The sequence below is a fragment of the Janthinobacterium sp. GL_088 genome (assembly GCF_057837845.1).
In genome coordinates, this window is the sequence record NZ_CM174453.1 from 429,557 (window position 1) to 454,525 (window position 24,969).

The following is a 24,969-nucleotide window of genomic DNA, read 5'->3' on the forward strand; positions in this document are numbered from 1 at the left end:
TGCCGGTATTATCCCGCAAATCGGCCTTATTTGTAATCGCGCATGTCGTCGATGATTTTCCCATCCTGCGCCAGGCTGCCCACGGCCACGAGCAGCACATCGCCGCGCAGCTTGGTCAGTTCGCGGATCGAACCGATGATGGCTTCGGTGCCGCTGGCGTCCGTCGGATCGTCGACTTCGCAATGCAAAGTCATCTCGTCGTTGGCCATGCGCCCCGACACCACCAGCCGCGCCTTTTTGATGTGCGGGTGGCGGCGCGCGATCTCATGCACCTGCGATGGGTGCACGAACATGGCGCGCACCTTGGTGGTTTGATCGGCGCGTCCCATCCAGCCTTTGATGCGCGTATTCGTGCGGCCGCACGGCGAATCCGGCGCGTCGATCAACACGGCCGACAGATCGCCCGTGGCGAAGCGGATCAGCGGATAGTCGACATTGAAGACGGTGACGACGACTTCGCCCACTTCGCCCGGCGCGACGGGAATGCCGCTGCCGGGATGGACGATTTCCAGCAGCACGTTTTCGTCCACGACCATGCCGGGATTGAGCTTGCCATTGCTGGCCGTTTCATAGGCGATGCTGCCGATATCGGCCGAGGCATAGGTCTGGAACACGTGTGGCACGCCGTTTTCGGCAAACCAGCTGCGCAGGGACTCGGGCAAGGCTTCCGCGCCCATCACGGCCTTGGTGACGCTGCTGATGTCGGCGCCCATCTCGCGCGCTTTTTCGATGATCAGTTTCAGAAATGACGGCGTGCCGATATACGTGTCGGGCTTCAGGTCGGCCATCGCCTGCACCTGCATTTCCGTCTGGCCGATGCCGGCCGGGATGACGGTGCAGCCGATGCGCGCGGCGCCCCCTTCGACCATGAAGGCGGCCGGCGTGAAGTGATACGAAAAGCAGTTTTGCAGCAAGCCGCCGGCGCGCACGCCGGCCGCATACATGGGACGCGCGAAGCGCCACCAGTCGGGGCCGCGGCCTTCGGGATCGAAGATGGGGCCGGGCGAGACGAACACGCGCGACAGGGCGTTTTTCGGCGTCGTGTTCAAGCCGCCGAACGGCAGCGCGTCGTGCTGCAATTGCTTGAGGTCGGACTTGCGCGTCACGGGCAGCTGCGCCAGCGCGGCGCGGCTGGTGATGTCGGCTGCGTTGACGCCGTCGAGGATGCGGGCCCAGCCCGGCGCCTTTTGCGCGCGCGCGATCAGCTGCGGCAGGCCGGCCATCAATTCGCGTTCGCGCGCTTCGGGGGCGCGTGCTTCCAGACTATCGAGCGTATCGGTCATGTTGCTGATTCTCCAATGTCACGTTGCATTTTTTTCGTCAGTCCCGCAACAATCAGGCTGTATGAGCGCTGCAGCAGGGTAGCCATTTCGTCGTCGTCGAGGGCGTCTGGGCTGGCGACCAGCACCCATTTGGCCCGCGCCAGGTAGGGCGCCGGGCGAAAGCCGGGACGGTCCGTCAATTCCAGGAAGCGTTCCGCATCGACCTTGAAGCTCATGCCGCGCGTGCTGTGCGCTTCCGCGCCGCACAGGGCGAACAGGCGGCCACCGACGGAAAACGCCAGCACGTTGCTCCACTTGATGTCTTCTGCCGCGCCGGGAAAGCCGCGGCACACTTGCTTCGCCCGTTCCAGATCCATGACGGCAACTCCCGATGTCAGGCCAGCCAGCGCTTGCGGCGGCGGTAGAACTTCATGTCGCGGAAGCTCTTGCGCCCGGCACTGGACACGCCCAGGTAAAACTCTTTGACGTCTTCGTTGCTGGCCAGTTCCTGCGCTTGCCCTTCCATCACGACCCGTCCGTTTTCCAGGATGTAGCCGAAGTCGGCGTAGCGCAGCGCCACGTTGGTGTTCTGCTCGGCCAGCAGGAAAGAGACGTTTTCCTTGTGGTTCAAATCCTTGACGATGCCGAAGATCTCTTCAACGATCTGCGGCGCGATGCCCATCGACGGTTCGTCCAGCAAAATCATCGACGGCTTGGCCATCAGCGCGCGGCCGATGGCGCACATCTGCTGCTCGCCGCCCGAGGTATAGCCGGCCTGGCTGCTGCGCCGGGTTTTCAGGCGCGGGAAATAGTGGTAGACCTTTTCCAGCGCGTCTTTCAGCTCGCCGCGCGAGAGGCTGCGCGTGTAGGCGCCCGTCAGGAGGTTTTCCTCGATGGTGAGGTGGCCGAAACAGTGGCGCCCTTCCATCACTTGCGACAGGCCCCGCTTGACCAGTTCATTCGGCGTCAATTGATCCACGCGCTCGCCCTTGAACTGGACTTCTCCCTTGGTGACGTCGCCCCGTTCGCCGCGCAGCAGGGTCGAGATGGTCTTCAGGGTGGTCGACTTGCCGGCGCCGTTGGCGCCCAGGAGCGCCACGATCTTGCCTTGCGGGACTTGCAGCGACACGCCCTTCAGGACCAGGATCACATGGTCGTAGATGACTTCGATATTGTTCACCGACAGGTAGGGCGGCGGCGTGTCCGCCTGGGGCGGGGCTTGCGTGGCAGTGTGGGTCATGGCTGCTTCTTTAAAATGTTAAACACGGGACCGGCGGTAGCCGGTCCGGTTCCTCTCGCCTACTGCATTACTTCATGCACGCCGGCGTGATCTTTTTCTCTTCGGCGTACTTGCCCGACGATTCCTCGACGAGTTTACGCACCAGGGCCTTGTCGCCGACGATCCATTTCGGCGTGATGGCGGTCCATTTCTTGCCATTCCACTGCTGCACTTTCACGGCGCCCGAGCCTTCATGGTCATCGCAGCTGGTTTTCACGGTGGGGAACATGCCCAGCGCGCCCACGGCCTTCTGGCGCGCATCGTCGACGTTCAGGTTTTCCAGGCCCCAGCGCATCTGCTCGCCCGTGATCGGTTTGCCCTTGCCGAATTTTTCCTGCGCCACGCGGATCGCTTCGACCCACAGGATGCCGGCCGTCACGCCGCGCATGTGGTAGACGGAGCCGATGCGCGACTGGTCGGACAGGTTGCCCTTGCCGGACGCGTAGAGTTTCTTGCGGATGTCGTCAAGCACGGGGTAGTTGCCCGGCGTATTGAACGTCATCGCCGTGTAGCCCTTGGCCGCATCGCCCGATGGAATCGTGTCTTCCTCGGAGCCGGCCCACCAGACTCCCAGCATTTTGTCGCGCGGGAAGCCGTTGCGCTGCGCCGTCTTGATGGCAACGGAATTCATCACGCCCCAACCCCACAGGATCACGTGGTCCGGTTTGGCCTGGCGGATCTGCAGCCACTGCGATTGCTGTTCGCTGCCGGGCGGCGCGACGGGAATTTTCACCAGCTCGAAGCCGTACTGTTTCGACAGCGCTTCCAGCACGGGCAGCGGTTCCTTGCCGAAGGCCGAATCGTGGTACAAGTGGACGATTTTTTTCCCTTTCAGCTTGTCCATGCCGCCATCCTTGTCGCCAAGGTATTTGATCATGGCGGCGGCCTGGCTCCAGTAGCTGGAGATCAGCGGATACACGTAGGGGAAGACCTTGCCGTTGGCGGCGTCCGAGCGGCCGTAGCCGATCATCGTCATGGGGATCTTGTCTTGCGCCACGCGGTCCAGGATGCCGTAGGCGACGCCCGTGGACAGGGTTTCGACCAGGGTGGCGCCGCCCTGCTTGGTTTTCAGGCGTTCATAGCATTCGACGCCGCGCGACGGGTTGTATTCGGTTTCGCATTCTTCCCAGCTGATCTTGACGCCATTGACGCCGCCGGCCTGGTTGACCAGGTTGAAGTAGTCGATGATGCCGCCGTAGAAACCGGAACCGCCAGCCGCGTAGGGACCCACGCGGTAGGACGGCAGGGCGATGTACTGTTCCTTGTCCTGGGCCTGGGCGCTGCCGGCCATGGTGAGTGCGGCACTGGCGATGGCGGCGGCCAGCATGAGCGATTTGATGTGTTTCATTGTGTGTCTCCTCTTGTTTTATTTGATTTCAAGTCAACCGACATCAGACTGCAAGGTACAAATTCCTAGTGCGGGAAAGGCCACAGGCGTAATTTCTCTTTCGCGATCTGCCACAGCCTGGCCAGGCCGTGCGGTTCGACGATCAGGAAGAAGATGATCAGCGCGCCGAACACCATCAGTTCCAGGTTCGAGGCCACGCTGGTGGGCAATGCCAGGCCATGCGCGATGGTGTTCAGGAAGACGGGCAGCAGCACGATGAAGGCCGCGCCGAGGAAGGAGCCGAGAATCGAGCCGACGCCGCCGATGATGATCATGAACAGGATGCGGAAGGACAGGTCCAGGTTGTACGCTTCCGGCTCCACCGTGCCCAGGTAGGCGTAGGCATACAGCGCGCCGGCCACGCCGCAGTAGAACGAGCTGACGGCGAACGCCAGCAGCTTGGTGCGCATCAGTCTGAAACCGATCACTTCGGCCGCCATGTCCATGTCGCGCACGGCCATCCACGAGCGACCCACGTTCGAGCGGATCATGTTCTTGGCCAGCAGTGCCATGCCGGCAACGATGGCCAGCACCAGCAGGTATTTGCTTTGCGGCGTGTCGAACTGGTAGCCGAGGATGGTCATCTTCTGCACCGTGATCACGCCCGAGGAACTGTAGTTGGTCAGATACGGGATCTTGGTCAGGCACCAGACGACAAAAAACTGCGTCGCCAGGGTGGAGGCGGCCAGGTAAAAGCCGCGGATGCGCAAGGAGGGCAGGCCGAAGGCGATGCCCACCATGGCCGCGCACAGGCCGCCGAGGATGAAGGACACCAGCAGCGGCAGGCCAGGCAGGCGGGCCATGAAGTTATACGAGGCAAAGGCGCCCACGGCCATGAAGGCGGCCGTGCCCAGCGACAGCTGGCCCGCGTAACCGGTCAGGATGTTCAGGCCCAGCGCCGCCAGGGCGAAGATCAGGAAGGGGATCAGGATCGCCGACAGCATGTAGGGCGAGGCGAAATACGGCAGGAGGAAGACGGCGACGAGGAGCGTGGCCGTCAGCGCCAGGCGGTCTTGCCGGATCGGAAAAATCTGGTTGTCAGCCTGGTAGCTGGTCTTGAATTGTCCTGCTTCACGGTAAATCATGGCGTGTCCTTTGTGATGGGTGCATCGTATGCATGGTGCGGCGTCAGATGCGCCGGATGATCTTCTCGCCGAACAATCCTTCCGGACGCACCAGCAGGAACAGCAGGGCCAGCACATACGGGAACCAGCCTTCGATGCCGCCGCCCACCATCGGGCCGAGGTAGACTTCGGCCAGCTTTTCCGACGCGCCGATGATCAGGCCACCGACGATAGCGCCCGGCACCGACGTAAAGCCGCCCAGGATCAGCACCGGCAGCGCTTTCAAGGCGATGAAGGTGAGGGCGAATTGCACGCCGTTGCGCGCGCCCCACAGCAAGCCGGCCACCATGGCCACCAGGCCCGCCACGCCCCACACCACGGCCCAGATGCGCTGCAGCGGGATGCCGACCGCCAGCGCCGCCTGGTGGTCGTCGGCGACGGCGCGCAGGGCGCGGCCCACCTTGGTTTTCGAGAACAGCAAGGCCAGGCAGATCACCAGCAGCGCGCAGATGCCGGCCGCCACCATGTCGAACTGCGAGATGATGATATTGAAATGCTCCATCAGGAAGGGCATCGGCACGTCTTCGATGGGCAGGTCCAGCTTGTGCACCTGCGAGCCCCACATCAGCTGCGCCAGGCCTTCGATGAAAAAGGTCAGGCCGATGGTGGCCATGAACAGCGTGATTTCCGGCTGGTTGACGAGCGGGCGCAAGACCACGCGTTCAATCGCCATGCCCAGCACGATCATGGTCACCATCGTCAGCGGGATGGCCAGCCACAGCGACAGGCCGAACTTGTCCATGATGCCGACGCAGGTGAGGGCGGCGAAAAATACCATCGCTCCCTGCGCGAAGTTGAACACGCCCGAGGCCTTGTAGATCAGCACAAAACCGATCGCCACCAGCGCGTACATGACGCCCGACAGCAGGCCGCCGATCAGCACTTCAAAGAAAAAATTGATATTCATTGCTATTCCTCGTCTAGTGCGCCACACCTAAGTAGGCGTTGATGACATCCTGGTTGCTGCGCACCTCGTCGGGCGTGCCGTCGCCGATCTTCTTGCCGTAATCGAGCACCACCACCCTGTCGGAGATATCCATCACCACGCCCATGTCGTGCTCGATCAGCACGATGGTCGTGCCCAGCTGGTCGTTGACGTCGAGGATGAAGCGGCACATGTCCTGTTTTTCTTCCACGTTCATGCCTGCCATGGGTTCGTCCAGCAGCAGGATGTCCGGTTCGGCCACCAGCGCGCGGCCTAGCTCCACCCGCTTTTGCAAGCCGTAGGGCAGGCGCCCCACGGGCGTCTTGCGGATGGCCTGGATTTCCAGGAAGTCGATGATCTCTTCGGCCTTCTTGCGGTGCTCGATTTCCTCGCGCCGCGCCGGGCCCCAGTACAGGGCTTGCAGCAGGAAATTCGACTTCATCTTCAGGTTCCTGCCCGTCATGATGTTGTCCAGCACCGTCATGCCCTTGAACAGGGCGATGTTCTGGAAGGTGCGTGCGATGCCGGATTTGGCGGCCGCATAGCAATCCATGCCGCGCCGGTGTTCGCCCCGGTAGATGATTTCGCCCTGCTGCGGGCGGTACACGCCGTTGATCACATTGAGCATCGAGCTTTTGCCGGCGCCGTTCGGGCCGATGATGGCGCGGATTTCATGCTGCTTGACGTCGAACGAGATGTCGGTCAGCGCTTTCACGCCGCCGAACGACAGCGAGATATTCTTCAGGTCGAGGATCACGGGACCCGTCTTGCGGGCCGTGCCGAAATGGGCGTCGGGTTCGTTCATTTGCATCGTGCTGTGCTCCATCATGCGGCCAGGCCCTGGGGCCGATACGTTTTGCTGTCCCAGATCTGTAGGTTGGCGCTGGTCGAGCCAAGGCGGCCATCCTCGAATTTCACCTGGGTCTCGATGTATTGCGTTGCCTTGCCCTCGTACAGGGCGGAAATGAGCACTGCGTACTTTTCAGCGATGAATTTGCGGCGCACCTTGCGCGTGCGGGTCAGTTCATCGTCATCGGGATCGAGCTCCTTGTGCAGCACGAGGAAGCGGTGCACCTGCGTGCGGTCCATCAGCGGGTCGGCCGCCAGTTCCGCGTTGACTTGCTCGATGCAGTCGCGGATCAGGCCATAGGTTTCGGCGCGCGCCGCCAGGTCCGTGTAGCCCGAATAGGCGATGCCGCGCCGCTCGGACCAGTTGCCCACCGCTTCGATGTCGATATTGATGAAGGCGCAGACCTGGTCGCGCGCGTGGCCGAAGGCCACCACTTCCTTGATGAAGGGGAAGAACTTGAGCTTGTTTTCGATGTAGTTGGGGGCGAACATGGCGCCGCAATTCATCTTGCCCACGTCGGCCGCGCGGTCGATGATTTTCAGGTGGCCTTCGCCGTCGAACACGCCTGCGTCGCCCGTATGGAAATAGCCGTCGTCGTCGATCACTTCGGCGGTGGCGTCGGGACGCCTGAAGTAGCCGCTCATGGTGGCCGGCGACTTGACCAGCACTTCGCCGTTTTGCGCCAGTTTCACCTCCACGCCGGGCGCCGGCAAGCCGACGCTGTCGAACTTGATATTGCCGTCCGGTTGCAGACACACATAGGCGCAGGTTTCGGTGGAGCCGTACAGCTGCTTGAGATTGACGCCGATGGAGCGGTAGAAGCGGAACAGATCGGGGCCGATGGCGGCGCCGGCGGTATAAGCGACGCGCACGCGCGACAGTCCCAGCACGTTTTTCAGCGGGCCGTAGACGAGCAGCTCGCCCAGCTTGTAGCTGAGGCGGTCCGCCAGCGCGACGGGCTTGCCATCCAAAATCTGCGCGCCGCAGCGCTTGGCCACATCCATGAAATGGCTGAACATGTGGCGCTTGATGCTGCTGGCGTCCTCCATGCGTATCATCACGCTGGTGAGCATGTTCTCGAACACGCGCGGCGGCGCAAAGTAGCAGGTGGGGCCGATTTCGCGCATGTCGATCATCACCGTGTCGCCCGACTCGGGGCAGTTGACGGTGAAGCCTGCCACCATGGCCTGCGCCAGCGAGAACAGGCAGTCGCCGACCCATGCCATGGGCAGGTAGGACAGGATGTCTTCCTCGTCGGTGAGCTTGTCGAAGGCGACGCCGCCAACGCCCGCGGCCAGCAGGGCCGTGTGGCTCTGGCACACGCCCTTCGGTTTGCCCGTGGTACCCGAGGTGTACAGGATCACGGCGGAGTCGCTGCCCTGGCCCGCTGCCACGGCGGCGTCAAAAAAGCCCGGATGTTCGCGGTCGTAGGCCCGGCCCAGCACCTGCAGGGCGGCAAAGGACATCAGTTCCGGCTGGCGGTAATGGCGCATGCCGCGTTCATCGTCATACGCGATGTGGGCCACGTGCGGATACAGGGCCTTGAGTTCGAGCAGCTTGTCGACCTGCTCCTGGTCTTCGACGATGGCGTAGCGGATTTCCGCATCCTGCAGCACATAGGCCATGTCGGCGGCCGGCGCGTCCTGGTACAGTGGCACGGGCACGCCACCCAGGCTTTGCGCCGCCAGCATGGCCCAGTACAGGCGGGGACGGTTGTCGCCGATGATGGCCAGGTTCATGCCGCGCTGGAAGCCGATGGCGGCCAGGCCGCAGGCCAGCGCGCGCACCTCGTCGTTGACCTCGCGCCAGGTCCAGGTTTGCCAGATGCCCAGGTGTTTTTCGCGAAAGGCGGGCTTGTCGGATCGTACTGTCCCGTGTTGCAATAAGCGCCGTGGAAAAGTCGGCATTGCTGCTGTGGTATTCGTTTGCACCAGTGTCTCCCTGTTGCTTGTCTCAGGCCCCACCTCGTTGGATGGCGCTCTGTGTTTTTTATGTGTCAGGCGTTTATGCAATGATAGTAGCTTGCGTTAGTTTGCCAAGTTGTCTTTTCGGGGACATTTACCCACTTTTCGATGGTGCATCGCACAATGACCTACCCTGATATCAGTCTCAAGGATGCCGTGCGCGCGGCCCACTGGGCGCAGCTGCTCGACCCCGTGCAACTGGCCCGGGTCGAAGCGGATGTGTTCGAGACTTTCGTGCCGAAAGGCGGCTTCGTGTGCCGCAAGGGCGAACCGGTGGACAACTGGATCGGCGTCATCAGCGGCATGGTCAAGATGAATAATTTTTCCGCTTCCGGCAAGGCGATGACCTTTATCGGCGTGCCGCCCGGCAGCTGGTTCGGCGAAGGTTCATTGCTGAAGAATGAAATCCGCAAATACGACACCATGGCCCTGCGGGACACGCGCGTGGCGCGCCTGCCCGGCGCCACCTTCCACTGGCTGCTGGAAACGAGCCTGCCATTTACGCGCTTTTTGCTGATGCAGCTCAACGAGCGCCTGGGCCAGTTCATCGGCATGGTGGAAAACGAGCGCCTGCTGGACCTGAACACGCGCGTGGCGCGCTGCCTGGCCTCGATGTTCAATTCGCATTTGTACCCGGGCGTGGAAACCCTGGTGCAGCTGTCGCAAGAGGAAATCGGCCTGTTGTCCGGCTCTTCGCGCCAGCGCGCCAACCAGGCCTTGCAGGTGCTGGAAAAAAAGGGGCTATTGCGCCTCGATTACGGCGGCATCCGCGTGCTGGACCTGGAAGGCTTGCGCCGCTACGAGGCCGATGATGCAGACTGAAATCTCCAGCCGCGCCGCAGCGCTGCGGGCTCGCCTCGAGGGTACTGCCGTCGACCATGCGCGTTTCACGGGGCCGCCCGTCGATTTCAACGACTGGACGCCTGAAGAACTGGGCGCCGTCTGGGGGGCGCTGCACCGCGCGGCGCGCTTCGGCCATGACGATATCGCGCGGTTCAATCTGGCGCACACGCTGCTGGAACAGGTGACTGAGGCCGGACTGGCGCCATTGCTGGCCGGCGCCGTGTTCCTCGACGCACTCGACGCGGCCGGTGATTACAACCGGGAATGGGAGTACGTCATCGGCTGCCTGGCCAGCCTGCAGGGCGAGGCACCGGCAGGCACGGCGGGGCAGGCGCGGCGCATTCTCGGCGAAACCTCGGGCTGGGCCGAGCGGCCCTACCAGGCCTGGCTGCTGGCGCGTCTTGCCGGCGGCGACGCCCCTGCCCAATTCGCGCAGCTGATGGAGGAGCGTCACGCCCGTTATCCGATGCCATTGACCTTGCAGGAATTGGCACTGCTGCCGCAGCTGGCGCAGGCGTCCCTGCTGGCGCTGGCCGGTTCGCGCTACAGCGGCTACTGGAACCGCGACAGTATCGGCGAGGCGGATCCCGCCGCCGTGCTGGCCGACGATGCGGCGTATGCCGCTTTTGCGCGCACGATACTGGAACAGGCGGCGCGCCATATCGCCGCCATCCACGACGGCAGCGTGCCGTATGCGGCCGATGCCGCCTTTGCCACGGCAGATTCTCCGGTGCTGGCGCGCGCCGCGCGGGTCGCCGCCTACCGCGATGATGGATGGTTCCGTCCCGTGATCGCCGTCTTGCTGCCCTTGGCATGCGTGGCGCCCGGCGCGGCAAAAAGCGCGCCGTCGCAGTCGCTGGCGATGGCGCTGGGCCATGCGGTGGAAACCATCCCCACGCCGGAAAGCTTGCTGGCCCTGCGCACGGCGCTGGCGCAGGTGCGCCATGCGGGCATCCGCAAGAAGCTGGAGCGCAATCTGAAACCGGCCGAACGGGCGCTGGCCGAACGGCCCGATATCGCCTGGAGGGTCGGCATGCCCGGCCCCATGGGCAAGCGGCGCCAGGCCATGCTGGCGCGCCGCCTGGAAGCGGGCTACGCCAGCGAAGTGTGGTTTGGCCTGGACCAATGGCGCGCCTTGCGCGACGATGCCGATATCGAGACGGTGGCGCGCGCGCTGGTCTGGCGCACGGGCGATGGGCTGGTCTTCATGCTCGACGGGAAGGGCGCCATCGATGCGCAGGGGCAGCCAGTGGCATTGCCTGAGCAAGGCGACATCGGCCTGTGGCATCCCCTGCACGGCAGCGGGGAGCAGCGCGCCGCCTGGCAGGCGCTGCTCGCGCGGCGGCGCGTGCGCCAGCCGCTGCGCCAGGTGTATCGTGAAATATATGTACCGCCCGGCGATGGCGGCGCCCCATTTGCCGGCTACCAGTTGTCGCTGCCTACCTTGCTGGGACTGGCCCGCCGCGAAGGCTGGCGGTTCGATTACGATGAAGGCTTGTCGCGCCAGTTCGGCGCCTGGCGCGTATTGCTGCGCCTCGGGGGACACGTCTATCCAGGCGCGGGCGGTGCCTGCACATCCAACGGGCTGGCGCCCGCGCAGATGATGCCGATGGCGCCGGTGGCGTATTCGGAAGCGTGCCGCGCGGTGGACCTCCTGGTCAGCGCCAGCGCCCTGGCGCTGCTGGAAGAAGAGCAAAGCGTGCAGCGCGCAGAGCGCCTGTTTTACCTGGCCAATCTGGCGCCGGGGCCGATGGCGGGCATGCGGCGCACGGTGCTGGAACAGGTATTCGCGAACCAGATCGAGGACGGGCGCATGGCGCTCGAAGCGCGCCACCTGATGGTCGGCAGGCATGCGATTCATCTGACTACCGGCAGGGTCACGCTGGACGGCGCCGAGGTAGCGAGCGAGGTGGCAGCGAAGGGGAGCAAGCTGGGCGCCGTGCCGTGGCTGCCGCACGATGAGGCGCTGCTGGAAAAAATCGTCGGCCTCGCCGGCCAGCTGCTCCAGCATTGAAGACGAGCCGCATCCTGATCCTGGCCTGGGCTGCGTGAGTACTGCATTGCCGGCAATCGGAGTATCATGAGCGCTTCCCAGCACAGCACCTTTTCGCCGCCATGCAGACATCCGTTCACAGTAATCCCGCCTCCCGTTTGACCTTGCTGCGCGCCGCCATGCGCGCGCAGCAGATCGATGCCCTGATCGTGCCCTCGGCCGATCCGCACTTGTCCGAGTACCTGCCGGCCCGCTGGCAGGGCCGCGAATGGCTGTCGGGCTTTACGGGTTCCGTCGGTACCCTGGTCGTGACGCAGGATTTTGCCGGCGTGTGGACCGATGGCCGTTACTGGGAACAAGCGGAAGACGAGCTGGCTGGCAGCGGCATCGTCCTGAAAAAAATCCCGTCCGGCGCCAGCGTGCTGTATATCGACTGGCTGGGCGAGACCATGCAGCCGGGGCAGACGGTGGCCGTCGATGGCGCCGTGCTGGGCCTGGCCAATGCGCGCCTGCTGCAGCAGGCGCTGGGCGCGCAAGTGACCCTGCGCACGGACATCGACGTGCTGCAAGCCGTGTGGCCCGATCGCCCGGCCATGCCGGTCGCGCCCGTCTATGAACATGCGCCCGCGTATCCATCGCTGTCGCGCACGCAGAAACTGGCGGCCCTGCGCGCCGGCATGGCGGCGCACGGCGCCAGCCACCACGTGATTTCCACGCTCGACGATATCGCGTATCTGTTCAACTTGCGCGGCGCCGACGTGCACTACAACCCCGTCTTCCTCGCGCATGCGCTGGTGGGCCCGGAGCGCGCCACGCTGTTCATCGCCGAAGGCAAGCTGCCGGCGTCCCTGCGCGCCACCCTGGAAAGCGAAGGCGTGGATGTGGCCGCGTACGCCCGCACGGCGGTTGCATTGGCCGCCTTGCCGGCCGGCGCCACCTTGTTGCTCGACCCGCGCCGCATCACGTTCGGCACGCGCCAGGCCGTGGCCGAGGGCGTGCGGGTGGTCGAATCCATCAACCCGACCACCCTGGCCAAGTCGCGCAAGACGGATAGCGAAGCGGCGCACGTGCGCGCCGCCATGGAGCAAGATGGCGCTGCCCTGTGCGAATTTTTCAGCTGGTTAGATTGCACCCTGGCCGACCCGCAGCGCGCGCCATTGACGGAAATCGGCATCGACGAACACCTGACGGCCGCGCGCGCGCGCCGCGCCGGTTTTGTCAGCCCCAGTTTCGGCACCATCGCCGGCTTCAATGCGCATGGCGCCATCATGCATTACCACGCGCATGCGGATTCGGCCGCCACCATCGAAGGCGACGGCTTGCTGCTGATCGACTCGGGCGGCCAGTATTGGGGCGGCACCACGGACATCACGCGCGTGGTCCCCGTCGGCACGATCACGCCCGAACACCGGCGCGATTTCACCCTGGTCTTGCGCAGCATGATCGCCCTGTCGCGCGCGCAGTTCCCGCGCGGCGTGAAGTCGCCCATGCTCGACGCCATCGCCCGCGCGCCGCTGTGGGCCGAGGGCATCGATTTCGGTCATGGCACGGGCCACGGCGTGGGCTTTTTCCTCAACGTCCACGAAGGGCCGCAATCGATTTCCCAGTCCGCCATGCCGGAGCCGCAGACGGCCATGGAACCGGGCATGATCACCTCCATCGAACCGGGCATCTACCGCCCTGGCCAGTGGGGCATCCGCATCGAGAACCTGGTGCTGAACGTGCCTGCGGAAACGACGCAGTTTGGCGAATTTCTCCGCTTCGAAACCCTGACCCTGTGCCCGATCGACACGCGCTGCGTGGAACGGTCGCTGCTGCGCGACGACGAGGCGGCGTGGCTGAACGACTATCACGCCACCGTGCGCGCGTGCCTGGCGCCGCTGTTGTCCGGCGATGCGCTGGCGTGGCTGGAACAGCGCACGGGAGCCATCTGATGCGCTCGACCCGCGCCACCTCCGCCATCGAGCGGCTCAAGGAACGCACCGGCCACCGTCTCTACACGATGGCGCGCACGGGCGATGAACTGTTCTTTCTCACGGAAGGCCCCGGCTTGCCGCCTTTGTGCCCGCCGCTGGAACTCGATGCGTTTGTCGCCTTCGTCAATGGCCTGGGACCGCAAAAGGCGCGCCGCGTCAGCAAGCTCGACGTGGCGTTTGAAAAGCAGCTGACCAAAAAGCCCCAGGATTAAATGCCGACCATCGACTTCCTGCGCGCCTACTGGTCGCCGGCCGAGCTGGCGACGAATGGCGTGATCCTGCTGAACCTGCTGGGCGCGCTGCTGCTGGGCTTGCTGGTGGGTTACGAGCGTTCTTATCACGGGCGCGCGGCCGGCATGCGCACTTACAGCCTTGTCTGCATGGCCTCGGCCGCGCTGACGGTGCTGGGCGGCTATCCTGAATTTTGGTACGGCGGCCATGGCGCCATCGTCGGCAGCGATCCCACGCGCGTCATCCAGGGCATCGTCACGGGCGTGGGTTTCCTCGGCGCCGGCGTCATCATGCGCGAGGGGTTCAATATCAGCGGCCTGACGACGGCCGCCTCGATCTGGGCCTCGTCCGTGATCGGCATCATGGTCGGCATCGGCTTTTATCTGTCGGCCATGGGCCTGGCCTTCCTGTGCGCGATGGCGATGATTTTTCTGTCAAAATTGGAGAACTGGCTGCCGTCGCGCCACGCGGTGGCCATCACCATGCGCTTCAAGCAAGGCTTTATTCCCCGTGAGGATGCGCTGCGGCGCATGGCGGCCAAGCGCGGCTACGATATCGCCAGCGGCTCGCTGACCATCGGCAGCAACGAAGGCATGCAGGAATGGCGTTTTGTCGCCATCGCGCATGGCAAGAACACGGGCGCCAGCCTGTCGGCCATGTCGGCCGAACTGGCCGCTTTCGAAGGCATCGCCGGCTTCCAGCTGTCGCATGCCCGCAATTGATACGGATGCCGAGAGAATGAATATGGATGCACAGGCACAAGCGGTACTCGATTTCTGGTTCCTGCCGCCGGATAACCCGGATTATGGCCAGTCGCGCATGGAATGGTTCCGCAAGGATGACGGCTTTGACGCGCAGATACGCGAGCGTTTCGGCGCGCTGATCGATGCCGCCATCGACGGCGGCTTGCGTGAATGGGATGCGACGCCGCACGGCGCGCTGGCGCGCCTCATCGTGCTCGATCAATTCACGCGCAATGTGTATCGCGGCACGCCGCGCGCCTTTGCCGGCGATACCCGGGCGCTGGCGCTGGCCATCGCCTTGACGCAAGCGGGACAGGACGGGCAATTGCCGCCGATGCTGCGCGCTTTTGTCTACCTGCCGTTCGAACACGCGGAAGACCTGGCCATGCAGGCGCGTGCCGTCGAGTTGTTCCAGCTGCTGTCACAGGCGCGGCCCGGTTTTGACGGCATGCTCGACTATGCCGAGCGCCACCAGGAAGTGATCGCCCGCTTTGGCCGTTTCCCGCACCGTAACGCCATCCTGGGCCGCGCTTCCACGCCGCAAGAGGTGGAATTTCTGCGCCAGCCGGGATCGAGCTTCTAGAAAATCATCATGAACGTCACTTTGAATATCATCGGCGCCGGCCACGTGGGCCGCGTGCTGGGCAGTTTGTTCGCCGACGTGGAAGGTGTCGCCGTGCAGGACGTGCTCACGCGCTCGATGGCCTCGGCGCAAGCGGCCGTGGCCTTCATCGGCGCCGGAACCCCCGTCGACAGCTATGCGGCCTTGCGCCACGCCGACGTCACCATGCTGGCCGTCTCCGACGACCAGATCGGTCCGGCCTGCGCGGCGCTGGTGGCCGAAGGGCGCCAGGCGGGCGCCATCGTGTTTCACTGCAGCGGCGCGCTGGCCTCGAACGTGCTGCTGGCGGCCACGCAGGCCGGCGCGTTTGTCGCCAGCGCCCACCCGATCCGCAGCTTTGCCGATCCGGCACAAGTGGCCGTCACCTTTGACGGCACGTTTTGCGGCGTCGAAGGCGACCCGCTGGCGCTGGCCTTCCTCACGCCGGCCTTGAACGCCATCGGCGCGCGCCCCGTTCCCATCGATCCGGCCGCCAAGACCCTGTATCACGCGGCCGCCGTCTTCGCCAGCAATTATCTGGTGACGGTGCTCGACGCGGCCTTGCGCGCCTACCAGGCGGCCGGTATTCCCGAGCCGGTGGCGCGCGAACTGGCGCAGCCCCTGGTGACGGAAGCGGTGGCGAATGTATTCCGTCTGGGCGCCGCGCCCGCGCTGTCCGGTCCCATCGTGCGCGGCGACTCGGCCACCGTGCAACGCCAGCAACTGGCCGTGCAAAGCTGGGATGCCGCCACGGGCGAGTTGTACCGGGCGCTGGTGGCGCCCACGCAGGATTTGGCCAGGCGCAAGCGCGGGGGGTGACTCAGGCGGCGTGCACGCCGTTGCGGCCGTGATGCTTGGCCTGATACAAGGCGCTGTCGGCGCGCGAAAAGAAGGCCGATTCGCTTTCCTCCGGCCGGTACTCGGCCACGCCCAGGCTGATCGTCACGGGCAGCTGCGGCGCGGGCAGGCCGAAATCGTGGCGTTCGATGGCGGCGCGCAGGTTTTCCGCCACTTCCGCCGCTTGCGCCAGGCTGCAGTTATTCAGCAGCACCAGGTATTCCTCGCCGCCCCAGCGCGTGATGACGTCGCTTTCGCGCACGGTGGCGCGCGCCACGTCGGCCACGCCCCGGATGACCTTGTCGCCCCACAGGTGGCCGTGGGTATCGTTGACGCGCTTGAAGAAATCGATGTCGAAGAGGATGGCGGACATCGGTTGTTCGTTGCGTTTGGACAAGAGCATGGCGCGCTGGAACAGCAATTCCAGCGATTGGCGGTTCAATAGCCCCGTCAGTGCATCCGTCGAGGCGATGCGTTCGATGCGGCGCTGGTAGCGGTTCACCGTTAGCAAGGTCAACAGCAGTACCAGCAGGGTGACGCCAAAGCTGATAGCCAGGTTGAAGATGAAGACGCGCTGCAGCGACTGGACTTCGTCGCTGACATTCTGCTCGACCACCAGGTACCAGCCCAGTTCGGGAATGAAGCGCGAATTGACGAGGATTTGCGCGCGCCCCAGCTGGTACGACAGATGCGTCGGTTCGCTCTGGTGGTTGATGATCTGCTCGGCAATGGCGTTCACGCCGGGCAGGCTGCGGATGTTGCCGTGCCCGTTGCGCATGGTCTTGCCCGCCAACACCAGCATGCCGGCGCCGTCGACAAAATAGATGTTGCGGTGGAAGCGCGCCTGGTAGCGGTCGATGATGTGGCTCATGGTCGCCAGGGTCAGGCCGATGCCGGTAGCGCCGATGAACTGGCCATCGTAATCATAAACGCGGTGGTTGATGAAGATGGTCATGCTGTCGCGGTTGGCCATGTCCACGTCGACATTCGTCTCGTAATCGGTCTGCTCCATGGCGCGTACGCGGTAGTACCAGATGTCGCGCGTGGCCTGTGGGCTGACGGATTTCAGGGTGCCTTCCGCATAGTAATATTTGCTGCTCTTGTCCGAGACGAGAAAGCTGGTGATGGCGCCGTACTTCTTCTTGACCTCGGCCAGGTAGCGCACGATCTGTTCCGGCTTGTTTTCGCCGGCCAGTATCCAGTCGCGCACGAAGGTGTCGTGCGCCATCAGCGAGGAAATGAAGACGGGACGCAGCATGTCCTTCTGGATTTCCGAATAGATATTGTCGCCCGTCAGCGGCAGGGTCTGGTCGGCGATGCCATGCTCGATGGCCTGGCGCGAGGCCAGGTAGCTGGCCAGGCTGGTGGCCATGAAGCCCGCCCCCAGGATCAGGGTGAGGAGGATGAGCAGGCGGTACTTGATCGACAGAAGACGCATGGAGACGAGGGGTGGCCGGCGGGAAGGCAATCGTGAGGCAAGCCAAAAGTATGCAGCAGGCCGGGTATTGGCGCAATGATAACTGGCTTTATTGATAATTTACGCTGGCGAACGCGACAAGATAACCACGACTTACCAAATAAAAGTGCCGATTTGTCGACAAAGATGCCAATTAGCAATAAGATTTGACGAGGGGAATCATTGCGCACCGCCCCTGTCTTGCCGCCCGTTTCAGGCGCGGGACATTACGCGCAGGGAGTGTTGTATGTTATTTTTAAAGAGTACGTCTGTCAGCAAGGCCCCCGGCATCTACGAGGTCGACATCGCCGCCAAACCACCGGGCAAGACCTTCGGCATTTTTCTCGCCACCGATCCCGACCATCCACCCCTTGCCTTGCTGGGACAATTGAAGGCGCTCGGCTTCGAGAACACCTATAGTTCGCCTTATCTGCACAAGGATGCGGGCAAAGTGCTGGACCTGCATTTCCAGAAGGATGGCACGGATATCTTCAAGGGCTGGAAAACCGAGGAGTGCACGCACAACCTGGCGGCCATCACGGCGCTGTTCGAGGAGCATGGCATTGCTATCGCCCCACGCGTGATGTCGATGGCGGAAGCCTACGCTTAATCTGCCTCAACCGCTTCAACCCGCCTCCACGCCAATGTGATACAGCGCCCACGGGCAGCTGGTGTAGCGTTCGGCCAGGGGCAGGGCCGCCACGGCCGCGATGCGGTCCGCATCGTGGATCGCCCATAGCGGTCCCAGTCCGCCCAGCGCCATCGCCTGCCCGTCCAGGTGGGTGGCGACAATAAAACGCTGTGCGCGCGCCTGCGCCATGGTCAGCGCCGCCGCATAGCCATCCACGGCGCGCAGCAGCAGCCGCACGGCATCTTCCTCGGGCGCGCCCGCCGCCTTCAATACATCGACCAGCAACGGCCCGCGCAGGGCGTGTGCCTTGCCATCGTATTCCAGGGTGGGGTGGATGGTGCGCGCCGGCAAGTTCGCCAGCGCCGCAAAGTCGAAGGCCCGCGCCCGCTCAAAACTGATCTTTTGCTTGTGCATCATCTGGTCGCGCACGGCGTCGAATGGACCGCGGTTCGGCTTGTCGATGCTGCCAGTGATGGTCAGCAGGGCAGGACCGCGCAGGCCGGCGGGCGCCGCCCGGGCGATGGCGGGCAGGGCCGCGCCGGCCATGGCGGCGGCGAGAAACTGACGTTTGTGCATGCACTTCTCCTCTGGACTGAAATCGCTAATGCTCTTAAGTCTATCTTAAGTTCGCTCAACGGTGCGCATTGTACGGTTATTGTCAGTTTGGAATGCTGACTTACATCTTGTCACAGTTCTTACGGAATGAAGAAAGACGTAGCTTTTTTCGGCTGTTATTGTGTCCTCATCGCACTTCGCTGAACTGCGAATCCAGGCACGAATCTAGGAACATTAACTAATTGAGAGAGAGAACATGATGAAGAAGAAAATCCTGTTTGCAATGATCGCTTCCGTTACCGCACTGACCGGCATGAGCGCCGCCCACGCCGAAGGCGCGTATGTGGGTGCTGGCGTCACGGGCAACCGTTATAACTTCGATATTCCTGGCGCCACCAGCGCCGATAATCACAGCGGCTACAAGGCCGGCGCCAAGATCTTCGCCGGTTACGATTTCGATAAAACCTGGGCGGTCGAAGGCGGCTATGCCGATTTCGGCAGCAAGGATTACAGCTATGTCACCGGCGCCGGCAACGGTTCCGTGAAAAGCGATTCGCACGGCTACTACCTGGCCGGCAAGGCCACCATGCCCGTGACCGACAAGGTCGGCGTGTTCGGCAAGCTCGGTGTGGCCAAGGTCAAGAACAGCTTGAGCGGCACTGGCCTGTCGACCGGCATCAGCGGCAACGACAAGACGGGCGTGTACGCTTCCGTTGGCGCCCAGTACGCGATCAACGAGAAAGTCTCGCTGACGGCGGAAGTGGAACACTTCGGCAAGAGCGCCGACCAGGGCCGCAAGGCTACCGGCCTGGCCCTTGGCGCACGCTATAACTTCTAATTCACCGGAAGTTTGCTGAAAAAAAGGCAGTTACCGCGAGGTAACTGCCTTTTTGCATGGCCGGACCGAAATTACGTGGTCAAGGGCTTGTAGCGGATACGTTTTGGTTTCGCGCCTTCTTCGCCCAGACGTTTCTTCTTGTCGGCTTCGTATTCCTGATAGTTGCCGTCAAAGAAGGTGACTTGCGAATTGCCTTCGAAGGCCAGGATGTGCGTGGCGATACGGTCGAGGAACCAGCGATCATGGGAAATGACCATGACGCTGCCGGCAAATTCCAGCAAGGCGTCTTCCAGCGCGCGCAAGGTTTCCACGTCCAGATCGTTCGACGGTTCATCGAGCAGCAGGACGTTGCCGCCCATCAAGAGGGTTTTCGCCAGGTGCAGACGGCCACGCTCACCGCCGGACAGGTTGCCCACCATTTTTTGCTGGTCCGAACCCTTGAAGTTGAAGCGGCCCAGATAGGCGCGCGACGGCATTTCAAAGCGGCCGACCGTCAGCATGTCGGCGCCGCCGGAGACGTCCTCGAACACGGACTTGTTGTCAGCGAGACTATCGCGGTTCTGGTCGACGATGGAGACGCGCGCCGTCTGGCCGATGGCCACTTCGCCGCTGTCCGGCTGTTCCTTGCCGGTGATCATCTTGAACAGGGTCGACTTACCGGCGCCGTTGGGGCCGATGATGCCGACGATGGCGCCTGGCGGCACGGTAAAGCTCAGGTTGTCGATCAGCAAACGGTCGCCGAACGCTTTCGACACGTTCTTGAACTCGATGACGTCATTGCCCAGGCGTTCGGCCACGGGAATGAAGATCTCCTGCGTTTCGTTGCGCTTCTGGTATTCGTGCTCGGACAACTCGTTGAAACGGGCCAGGCGGGCTTTCGACTTGGCCTGGCGCGCTTTCGGGTTCTGGCGCGACCATTCCAATTCCTTCTGCAGCGCCTTCTGGCGCGCCGATTCCGTCGATTCTTCCTGCTTCAGGCGGGCTTGCTTCTGCTCCAGCCAGGTCGAGTAGTTACCCTTCCATGGAATGCCGCTGCCGCGGTCCAGTTCCAGGATCCACTCTGCCGCGTTGTCGAGGAAGTAGCGGTCATGGGTGATGGCCACCACGGTGCCGGGGAAGCGCAGCAGGAATTGTTCCAGCCAGTCGACCGATTCCGCATCCAGATGGTTGGTCGGTTCGTCGAGCAGCAGCATGTCGGGTTTCGACAGCAGCAGCTTGCACAGCGCCACGCGGCGCTTTTCACCGCCGGACAGCACGCCGACCTTGGCGTCCCATGGCGGCAGGCGCAGCGCGTCGGCGGCCATTTCCAGCTGCAGATTCAGATTGCCGCCGTCGGACGTCGAAATGATCGCTTCCAGGCGTGCCTGTTCCGTGGCCAGGGCGTCGAAATCGGCGTCTTCCTCGGCATACGCGGCGTATACGGCTTCCAGCTTGGCTTGCGCTTCAAACACTTCGCCCAGGCCCGATTCCACTTCCTGACGCACGGTTTTTTCCGGGTCCAGCTGCGGTTCCTGCGGCAGGTAGCCGATGTTCAGGCCCGGCATCGGCACGGCTTCGCCCTGGATGTCGGTGTCGATGCCTGCCATGATTTTCAGCAGGGTCGATTTGCCGGAGCCGTTCAGGCCCAGCACGCCGATCTTCGCGCCTGGGAAGAAGGACAGGGAAATATCTTTCAGAATCTGGCGCTTGGGCGGGACGATTTTGCCCACGCGATTCATGGTGTAGACGTAATTTGCCATTAGAAATCTCGGGTGATATACAAAGACGGACAGGATACGGTAAACGCCCGCTTCCGGCCAGCGCTGCGCGCTGCCGGGGCGGGTAAAACCGGATTACGCAGCCAGCCGCGCGCGGCGGCTGCTCCACAGCCCTTCAGCCGCATATAGGCCCAGCGCCGTCCAGATGACGAGGAAGCCCAGCATGCGCTCGGGCGTGAACGATTCGTGGAAGACCCACACGCCGATCAGTAACTGGCCCGTGGGAGCGATGTATTGCAACAATCCCAGCACGGCCAGCGGCAGGCGGCGCGCGCCGGCGGCAAACAGCAGCAGGGGAATGGCCGTGATGGGGCCGGACGCCAGCAGCAGCGCGCGCGTGGCGGTGGAATCTGTATTGACGAAGCCGCTCTGGCCATGCCAGCCCAGCCACAGCATGTAAGCCAGTGCCAGCGGGAACAGAATCAATGTTTCGAACGACAGGCCTTCCAGCGCGCCCAGCGCGGCCGTCTTGCGCAGCAAGCCATAGCCGCCGAAGGTGGCCGCCAGCAGCAGGGCGGTCCACGGCACTTGCCCCGCTTGCCACGTGAGCCAGGCCACGCCGCAGGCGGCCAGGCCGATGGCCAGCCACTGCAGGCGGCGCAGGCGTTCGTGCAGCAGCAAAAAGCCCAGCATGACGTTGATCAGGGGCGTAATGAAGTAGCCGAGGCTGGCGTCGACCACGTGGCCGTTGTTGACGGCCCAGATATAGATGAACCAGTTGGCGGAGAGTAAAAACGCACTGGCGACGAAGCTGGCCACCACCCTGGGCTGCGCTTTCAGGCTGCCCAGCCAGCTCCACTGCCGGCGCACGGTCAGCACGACGCCGAGGAACAATAGCGACCAGACCATGCGGTGCGCTAGGATTTCCTGTGGTGCAATCTCGCCGATGGCGTGGAAGTACAGGGGGAACAGGCCCCAGCACAGGAAGGCGAGGGAGGCGTACAACATGCCTGGATTCATGATGGGCTTCGCTGGAGAGTAGACAGTCTGTCATTATGGCTGAAAACATCGGGGGCTGCCCGGCGCCGCTGGCGAGGCGTAGAATGGCAACAAATCAATGGCCGCAAGCCCGCGCAGCAAGGCGGAGCGGCACAAAACCACGACTTTGGGGCAGCTGCGGAACCATGCAAAAATACTCTTGCTATTTGCTAATACCTATCATATTGTGCGATGCAACAAAACAAAAACGGGTGCAACCTTGACGTCGGAACATAAAAAAAGCGGCCTTGCCGGCATGACGTTGGCGGCCGTGGGCATCGTTTACGGCGATATCGGCACCAGTCCGCTGTACACACTTAAAACGGTCTTCGACCCCGCCCATGGCCTGTTGCTCTCGCATGAAAACCTGCTGGGCATCGTTTCGCTGATTTTCTGGGGCCTGACCCTGATCGTCTCGCTCAAGTACGTGACCCTGGTGTTGCGCGCCGACAACCGTGGCGAGGGCGGCATCATGGCCCTGATGGCGCTGGTGCTGTCGTCCGTCAGCCGCCTGTCGCGCTGGCATTTCCCGCTGATGGTGATCGGCGTCTTCGGCGCCACCCTGTTCTATGGCGACAGCGTGATCACGCCGGCCATTTCCGTGCTGTCGGCGATCGAAGGCCTGGAAGTGGCCACGCCCGCCTTCAGTCCGTATGTGGTGCCGCTGACGATGGTGGTGCTGGTGGCGCTGTACTCGGTGCAGTCGCATGGCACGGCCGGCATCGGCCGCTATTTTGCCCCCATCATGGTGCTGTGGTTTGCCGCGCTGGCGGGCATGGGCGTGGTCAACATCATCAAGTCGCCGGCCATCCTGGCCGCGCTCAATCCCCTGCACGCGGCCACTTTCCTGATGAATAACGGTTTTGTCGCCTTCGTTGCCCTGGGCGCCGTGGTGCTGGCGCTGACGGGCGCCGAGGCGCTGTACGCCGACATGGGCCACTTCGGCAAGAAGCCGATCCGCCTGGCCTGGTTCCTGATCGCCTTTCCCGCGCTGGCGCTGAACTACCTGGGCCAGGGCGGCTTGCTGCTGGCCCATCCGGAAGCCGTCTCGAATCCGTTTTATCAGCAGCTGGGCGCGTGGAGCGTGTATCCGCTGGTGATCCTGTCGACCATGGCCACCGTGATTGCCTCGCAGGCGACCATTTCCGGCACCTTCTCGATGACCAAGCAAGCGATCGCGCTGGGCTTCTTGCCGCGCATGCGCGTGCGCCACACGTCGGAAAGCGAAATCGGGCAGATTTACATCCCTGCCGTGAACTGGCTGCAACTGGCCGTGGTGTTGCTGGCCGTCATCGGCTTCGGTTCCTCGGAAAACCTGGCCGCCGCCTACGGCATCGCCGTCACGGCCACGATGCTGTCGACCACCATCCTGACCTTCTTCGTCATCCGCTACCGCTGGAAGATGAACCTGGCCCTGTGCTGGGCCGCCACGGGATTTTTCCTGATCATCGACGTCAACCTGGTATCGGCGACTGCCCTGAAACTGTTCCATGGCGGCTGGTTCCCGCTGCTGCTGGGCTCGATTTTGTTCATCGTCATGCTGACCTGGAAGCGGGGCCGCCAACTGGTGTTCCAGAATCTGGAAAAGCATGCGATTCCGCTCGACGATTTCCTCTCGTCGCTGTTCATCGCGCCGCCGCTGCGCGTACCGGGCACGGCCATCTTCCTGCGTGGCGAAACGGATGGCGTGCCGCATGCGCTGCTGCATAACTTGCTGCACAACAAGGTGTTGCATGAACGGGTGATCTTCCTCACTGTCTTCATGCATGAAGAGCCGTGGGTGGCGCCATCGGAGCGCGTGCGCGTGGTGGATCTGGGCCACCAGTGCTACCAGGTGAATGTGCATTACGGCTTCAAGGATGAGCCGGACATCCCGTCCGCGCTGGCGCAATGCGCGCAGCAGGGACTCGATTTCGAGATGATGGAGACGTCGTTCTTCATCGCGCGCCAGACCATCATCTCGACGCCCGGTGCCGGCATGATGCCGTGGCGCGAGCACCTGTTCGTCACCATGTCGCGCAATGCGCGCACGGCGGCCGACTACTATCAGATTCCGAGTAACCGGGTGATCGAACTGGGCACGCAGGTGGAAATATAGATATTGTGTCAACGTTGCATCGAGACACATTTATTGCCTTGCTTACGTCTGCTTACAAATGGGCTACGCGAGTCCTGTTAAACTCCAGCCCGTACCGGTCCGCACCGTACGGGCTTAGCCACACACCAATATTTAAAGGGAAACCATGAAATCGGTATTTCAAATGATCGCCACCCTGGCTTGCGCCGTGGCCCTGACCGCTTGCGGCGCCGCTGCCAACACCGAGAAGCCGGTCGTGCTTGACCCGAACACGCAAGTCAAAGAATTCGTCTTTCCTGACCTGGTGAAAGGCACCGGCACGGTTGCCGCCGCGGGCGATACCTTGACGGTGGTCTACACGGGCTGGCTGTATGACGCGAGCAAGCCGGACGGCAAAGGCGCGCAGTTCGATGCGACACTCCCTCCCAAAAGTTTTACGTTTATCCTCGGCATCGGCAAAATGATTCTGGGCTGGGACCGTGGCCTGGTCGGCATGCAAGAGGGTGGCACGCGCCGCCTGCTCATTCCGTATGACCTGGGCTATGGCGTTGGCGGCACCCGTGACTCGACGGGTGCGGTGGTGATCCCGCCTTACGCCGGCCTCGTGTTCGACATCACGCTGCGTAAAGTAGATAAAAAGTAAGCACGCGCAAGGTGCACGG

At 63.2% G+C, this 24,969-nt stretch carries 23 protein-coding genes; 11 read left to right on the forward strand and 12 right to left on the reverse strand.

The annotated features are described in order from the left end of the window. Positions 1-26: 26 nt before the first annotated feature. The 8 genes from AC3IQ7_RS01860 to AC3IQ7_RS01895 all read right to left on the reverse strand — a co-directional run bounded on the left by AC3IQ7_RS01860 (position 27) and on the right by AC3IQ7_RS01895 (position 8,734). The gene (locus AC3IQ7_RS01860; protein WP_489208203.1) at positions 27-1,283 is read right to left on the reverse strand and encodes a phenylacetate--CoA ligase family protein; all 1,257 of its coding nucleotides are present in this window, start codon (positions 1,281-1,283) and stop codon (positions 27-29) included. Beyond that, a complete protein-coding gene (locus AC3IQ7_RS01865; RefSeq protein WP_489208204.1) occupies positions 1,280-1,639 on the reverse strand; it encodes an MmcQ/YjbR family DNA-binding protein in 360 nt (119 codons plus the stop codon). The genes AC3IQ7_RS01860 and AC3IQ7_RS01865 overlap by 4 nt, the downstream gene beginning before the upstream one ends. A gap of 17 nt (positions 1,640-1,656) precedes the next feature. Beyond that, entirely contained in the window at positions 1,657-2,502 is an 846-nt protein-coding gene (locus AC3IQ7_RS01870) for an ABC transporter ATP-binding protein (protein ID WP_099377745.1), read from the reverse strand. Between the two features lie 67 nt (positions 2,503-2,569). Next, a complete protein-coding gene (locus AC3IQ7_RS01875; protein WP_489208205.1) occupies positions 2,570-3,889 on the reverse strand; it encodes an ABC transporter substrate-binding protein in 1,320 nt (439 codons plus the stop codon). 65 nt (positions 3,890-3,954) lie between these two features. Beyond that, the gene (locus tag AC3IQ7_RS01880) at positions 3,955-5,013 is read right to left on the reverse strand and encodes a branched-chain amino acid ABC transporter permease (RefSeq protein WP_034752817.1); all 1,059 of its coding nucleotides are present in this window, start codon (positions 5,011-5,013) and stop codon (positions 3,955-3,957) included. 43 nt (positions 5,014-5,056) lie between these two features. Then, positions 5,057-5,953 (reverse strand): branched-chain amino acid ABC transporter permease, encoded by an 897-nt coding sequence (locus AC3IQ7_RS01885; protein WP_322426878.1) that lies wholly within the window; start codon positions 5,951-5,953, stop codon positions 5,057-5,059. A 19-nt stretch (positions 5,954-5,972) separates the two neighbouring features. Further along, positions 5,973-6,788, reverse strand: a complete 816-nt coding sequence (locus AC3IQ7_RS01890; RefSeq protein ID WP_035828489.1) for an ABC transporter ATP-binding protein — start codon at positions 6,786-6,788, stop codon at positions 5,973-5,975. Between the two features lie 14 nt (positions 6,789-6,802). Then, on the reverse strand, positions 6,803-8,734 hold the full coding sequence (locus AC3IQ7_RS01895) for an AMP-binding protein (RefSeq protein WP_489208206.1): 1,932 nt from the start codon (positions 8,732-8,734) through the stop codon (positions 6,803-6,805). Between the two features lie 180 nt (positions 8,735-8,914). Between AC3IQ7_RS01895 and AC3IQ7_RS01900 the strand changes: the two genes are divergently transcribed. The 7 genes from AC3IQ7_RS01900 (at position 8,915) to AC3IQ7_RS01930 (ending at position 15,997) form a co-directional block, all read left to right on the forward strand. Then, the gene (locus tag AC3IQ7_RS01900) at positions 8,915-9,613 is read left to right on the forward strand and encodes a Crp/Fnr family transcriptional regulator (RefSeq protein WP_099401140.1); all 699 of its coding nucleotides are present in this window, start codon (positions 8,915-8,917) and stop codon (positions 9,611-9,613) included. Next, the gene (locus AC3IQ7_RS01905) at positions 9,600-11,648 is read left to right on the forward strand and encodes a DUF4132 domain-containing protein (protein WP_489208207.1); all 2,049 of its coding nucleotides are present in this window, start codon (positions 9,600-9,602) and stop codon (positions 11,646-11,648) included. The genes AC3IQ7_RS01900 and AC3IQ7_RS01905 overlap by 14 nt, the downstream gene beginning before the upstream one ends. A gap of 101 nt (positions 11,649-11,749) precedes the next feature. Next, on the forward strand, positions 11,750-13,561 hold the full coding sequence (locus tag AC3IQ7_RS01910) for an aminopeptidase P family protein (protein WP_489208208.1): 1,812 nt from the start codon (positions 11,750-11,752) through the stop codon (positions 13,559-13,561). Then, on the forward strand, positions 13,561-13,815 hold the full coding sequence (locus AC3IQ7_RS01915) for a hypothetical protein (protein ID WP_077398459.1): 255 nt from the start codon (positions 13,561-13,563) through the stop codon (positions 13,813-13,815). The genes AC3IQ7_RS01910 and AC3IQ7_RS01915 overlap by 1 nt, the downstream gene beginning before the upstream one ends. Beyond that, positions 13,816-14,556 (forward strand): MgtC/SapB family protein, encoded by a 741-nt coding sequence (locus tag AC3IQ7_RS01920; protein ID WP_099377751.1) that lies wholly within the window; start codon positions 13,816-13,818, stop codon positions 14,554-14,556. It begins immediately after the preceding gene. Positions 14,557-14,572: 16 nt separating this feature from the next. Further along, positions 14,573-15,160 carry a DUF924 family protein gene (locus AC3IQ7_RS01925; RefSeq protein ID WP_489208209.1) on the forward strand — a complete coding sequence of 196 codons (588 nt, stop codon included), beginning with the start codon at positions 14,573-14,575 and terminating at the stop codon, positions 15,158-15,160. A 9-nt stretch (positions 15,161-15,169) separates the two neighbouring features. Next, positions 15,170-15,997, forward strand: a complete 828-nt coding sequence (locus AC3IQ7_RS01930; protein ID WP_489208210.1) for a Rossmann-like and DUF2520 domain-containing protein — start codon at positions 15,170-15,172, stop codon at positions 15,995-15,997. A gap of 1 nt (position 15,998) precedes the next feature. Here the strand turns inward: AC3IQ7_RS01930 and AC3IQ7_RS01935 are convergent, their stop codons facing one another. Then, a complete protein-coding gene (locus AC3IQ7_RS01935) occupies positions 15,999-17,453 on the reverse strand; it encodes a sensor domain-containing diguanylate cyclase (RefSeq protein WP_489208211.1) in 1,455 nt (484 codons plus the stop codon). Between the two features lie 265 nt (positions 17,454-17,718). Here AC3IQ7_RS01935 and AC3IQ7_RS01940 point away from each other — a divergent pair, with 265 nt between their 5' ends. Then, positions 17,719-18,081, forward strand: a complete 363-nt coding sequence (locus tag AC3IQ7_RS01940) for a hypothetical protein (protein ID WP_034783761.1) — start codon at positions 17,719-17,721, stop codon at positions 18,079-18,081. A gap of 15 nt (positions 18,082-18,096) precedes the next feature. On the opposite strand, the gene AC3IQ7_RS01945 is transcribed toward AC3IQ7_RS01940, so the two are convergent. Continuing rightward, the gene (locus AC3IQ7_RS01945) at positions 18,097-18,678 is read right to left on the reverse strand and encodes a putative pterin-binding protein (RefSeq protein WP_099377755.1); all 582 of its coding nucleotides are present in this window, start codon (positions 18,676-18,678) and stop codon (positions 18,097-18,099) included. A gap of 235 nt (positions 18,679-18,913) precedes the next feature. Between AC3IQ7_RS01945 and AC3IQ7_RS01950 the strand changes: the two genes are divergently transcribed. Further along, on the forward strand, positions 18,914-19,495 hold the full coding sequence (locus AC3IQ7_RS01950; protein ID WP_034752848.1) for a porin family protein: 582 nt from the start codon (positions 18,914-18,916) through the stop codon (positions 19,493-19,495). 71 nt (positions 19,496-19,566) lie between these two features. On the opposite strand, the gene ettA is transcribed toward AC3IQ7_RS01950, so the two are convergent. Next, positions 19,567-21,234: an energy-dependent translational throttle protein EttA gene (gene ettA / locus AC3IQ7_RS01955; protein WP_034783756.1), complete on the reverse strand. Its 1,668-nt coding sequence runs from the start codon at positions 21,232-21,234 to the stop codon at positions 19,567-19,569. A gap of 93 nt (positions 21,235-21,327) precedes the next feature. Beyond that, positions 21,328-22,212: an EamA family transporter RarD gene (rarD, locus tag AC3IQ7_RS01960; RefSeq protein WP_489208212.1), complete on the reverse strand. Its 885-nt coding sequence runs from the start codon at positions 22,210-22,212 to the stop codon at positions 21,328-21,330. A gap of 238 nt (positions 22,213-22,450) precedes the next feature. On the opposite strand from rarD, the gene AC3IQ7_RS01965 reads away from it, so the two are divergent. Together AC3IQ7_RS01965 and AC3IQ7_RS01970 are read left to right on the forward strand one after the other, a co-directional pair. Beyond that, positions 22,451-24,328 carry a potassium transporter Kup gene (locus tag AC3IQ7_RS01965; RefSeq protein ID WP_099377757.1) on the forward strand — a complete coding sequence of 626 codons (1,878 nt, stop codon included), beginning with the start codon at positions 22,451-22,453 and terminating at the stop codon, positions 24,326-24,328. Between the two features lie 145 nt (positions 24,329-24,473). Next, the gene (locus tag AC3IQ7_RS01970) at positions 24,474-24,950 is read left to right on the forward strand and encodes an FKBP-type peptidyl-prolyl cis-trans isomerase (protein ID WP_099377758.1); all 477 of its coding nucleotides are present in this window, start codon (positions 24,474-24,476) and stop codon (positions 24,948-24,950) included. Positions 24,951-24,969: the final 19 nt, after the last annotated feature.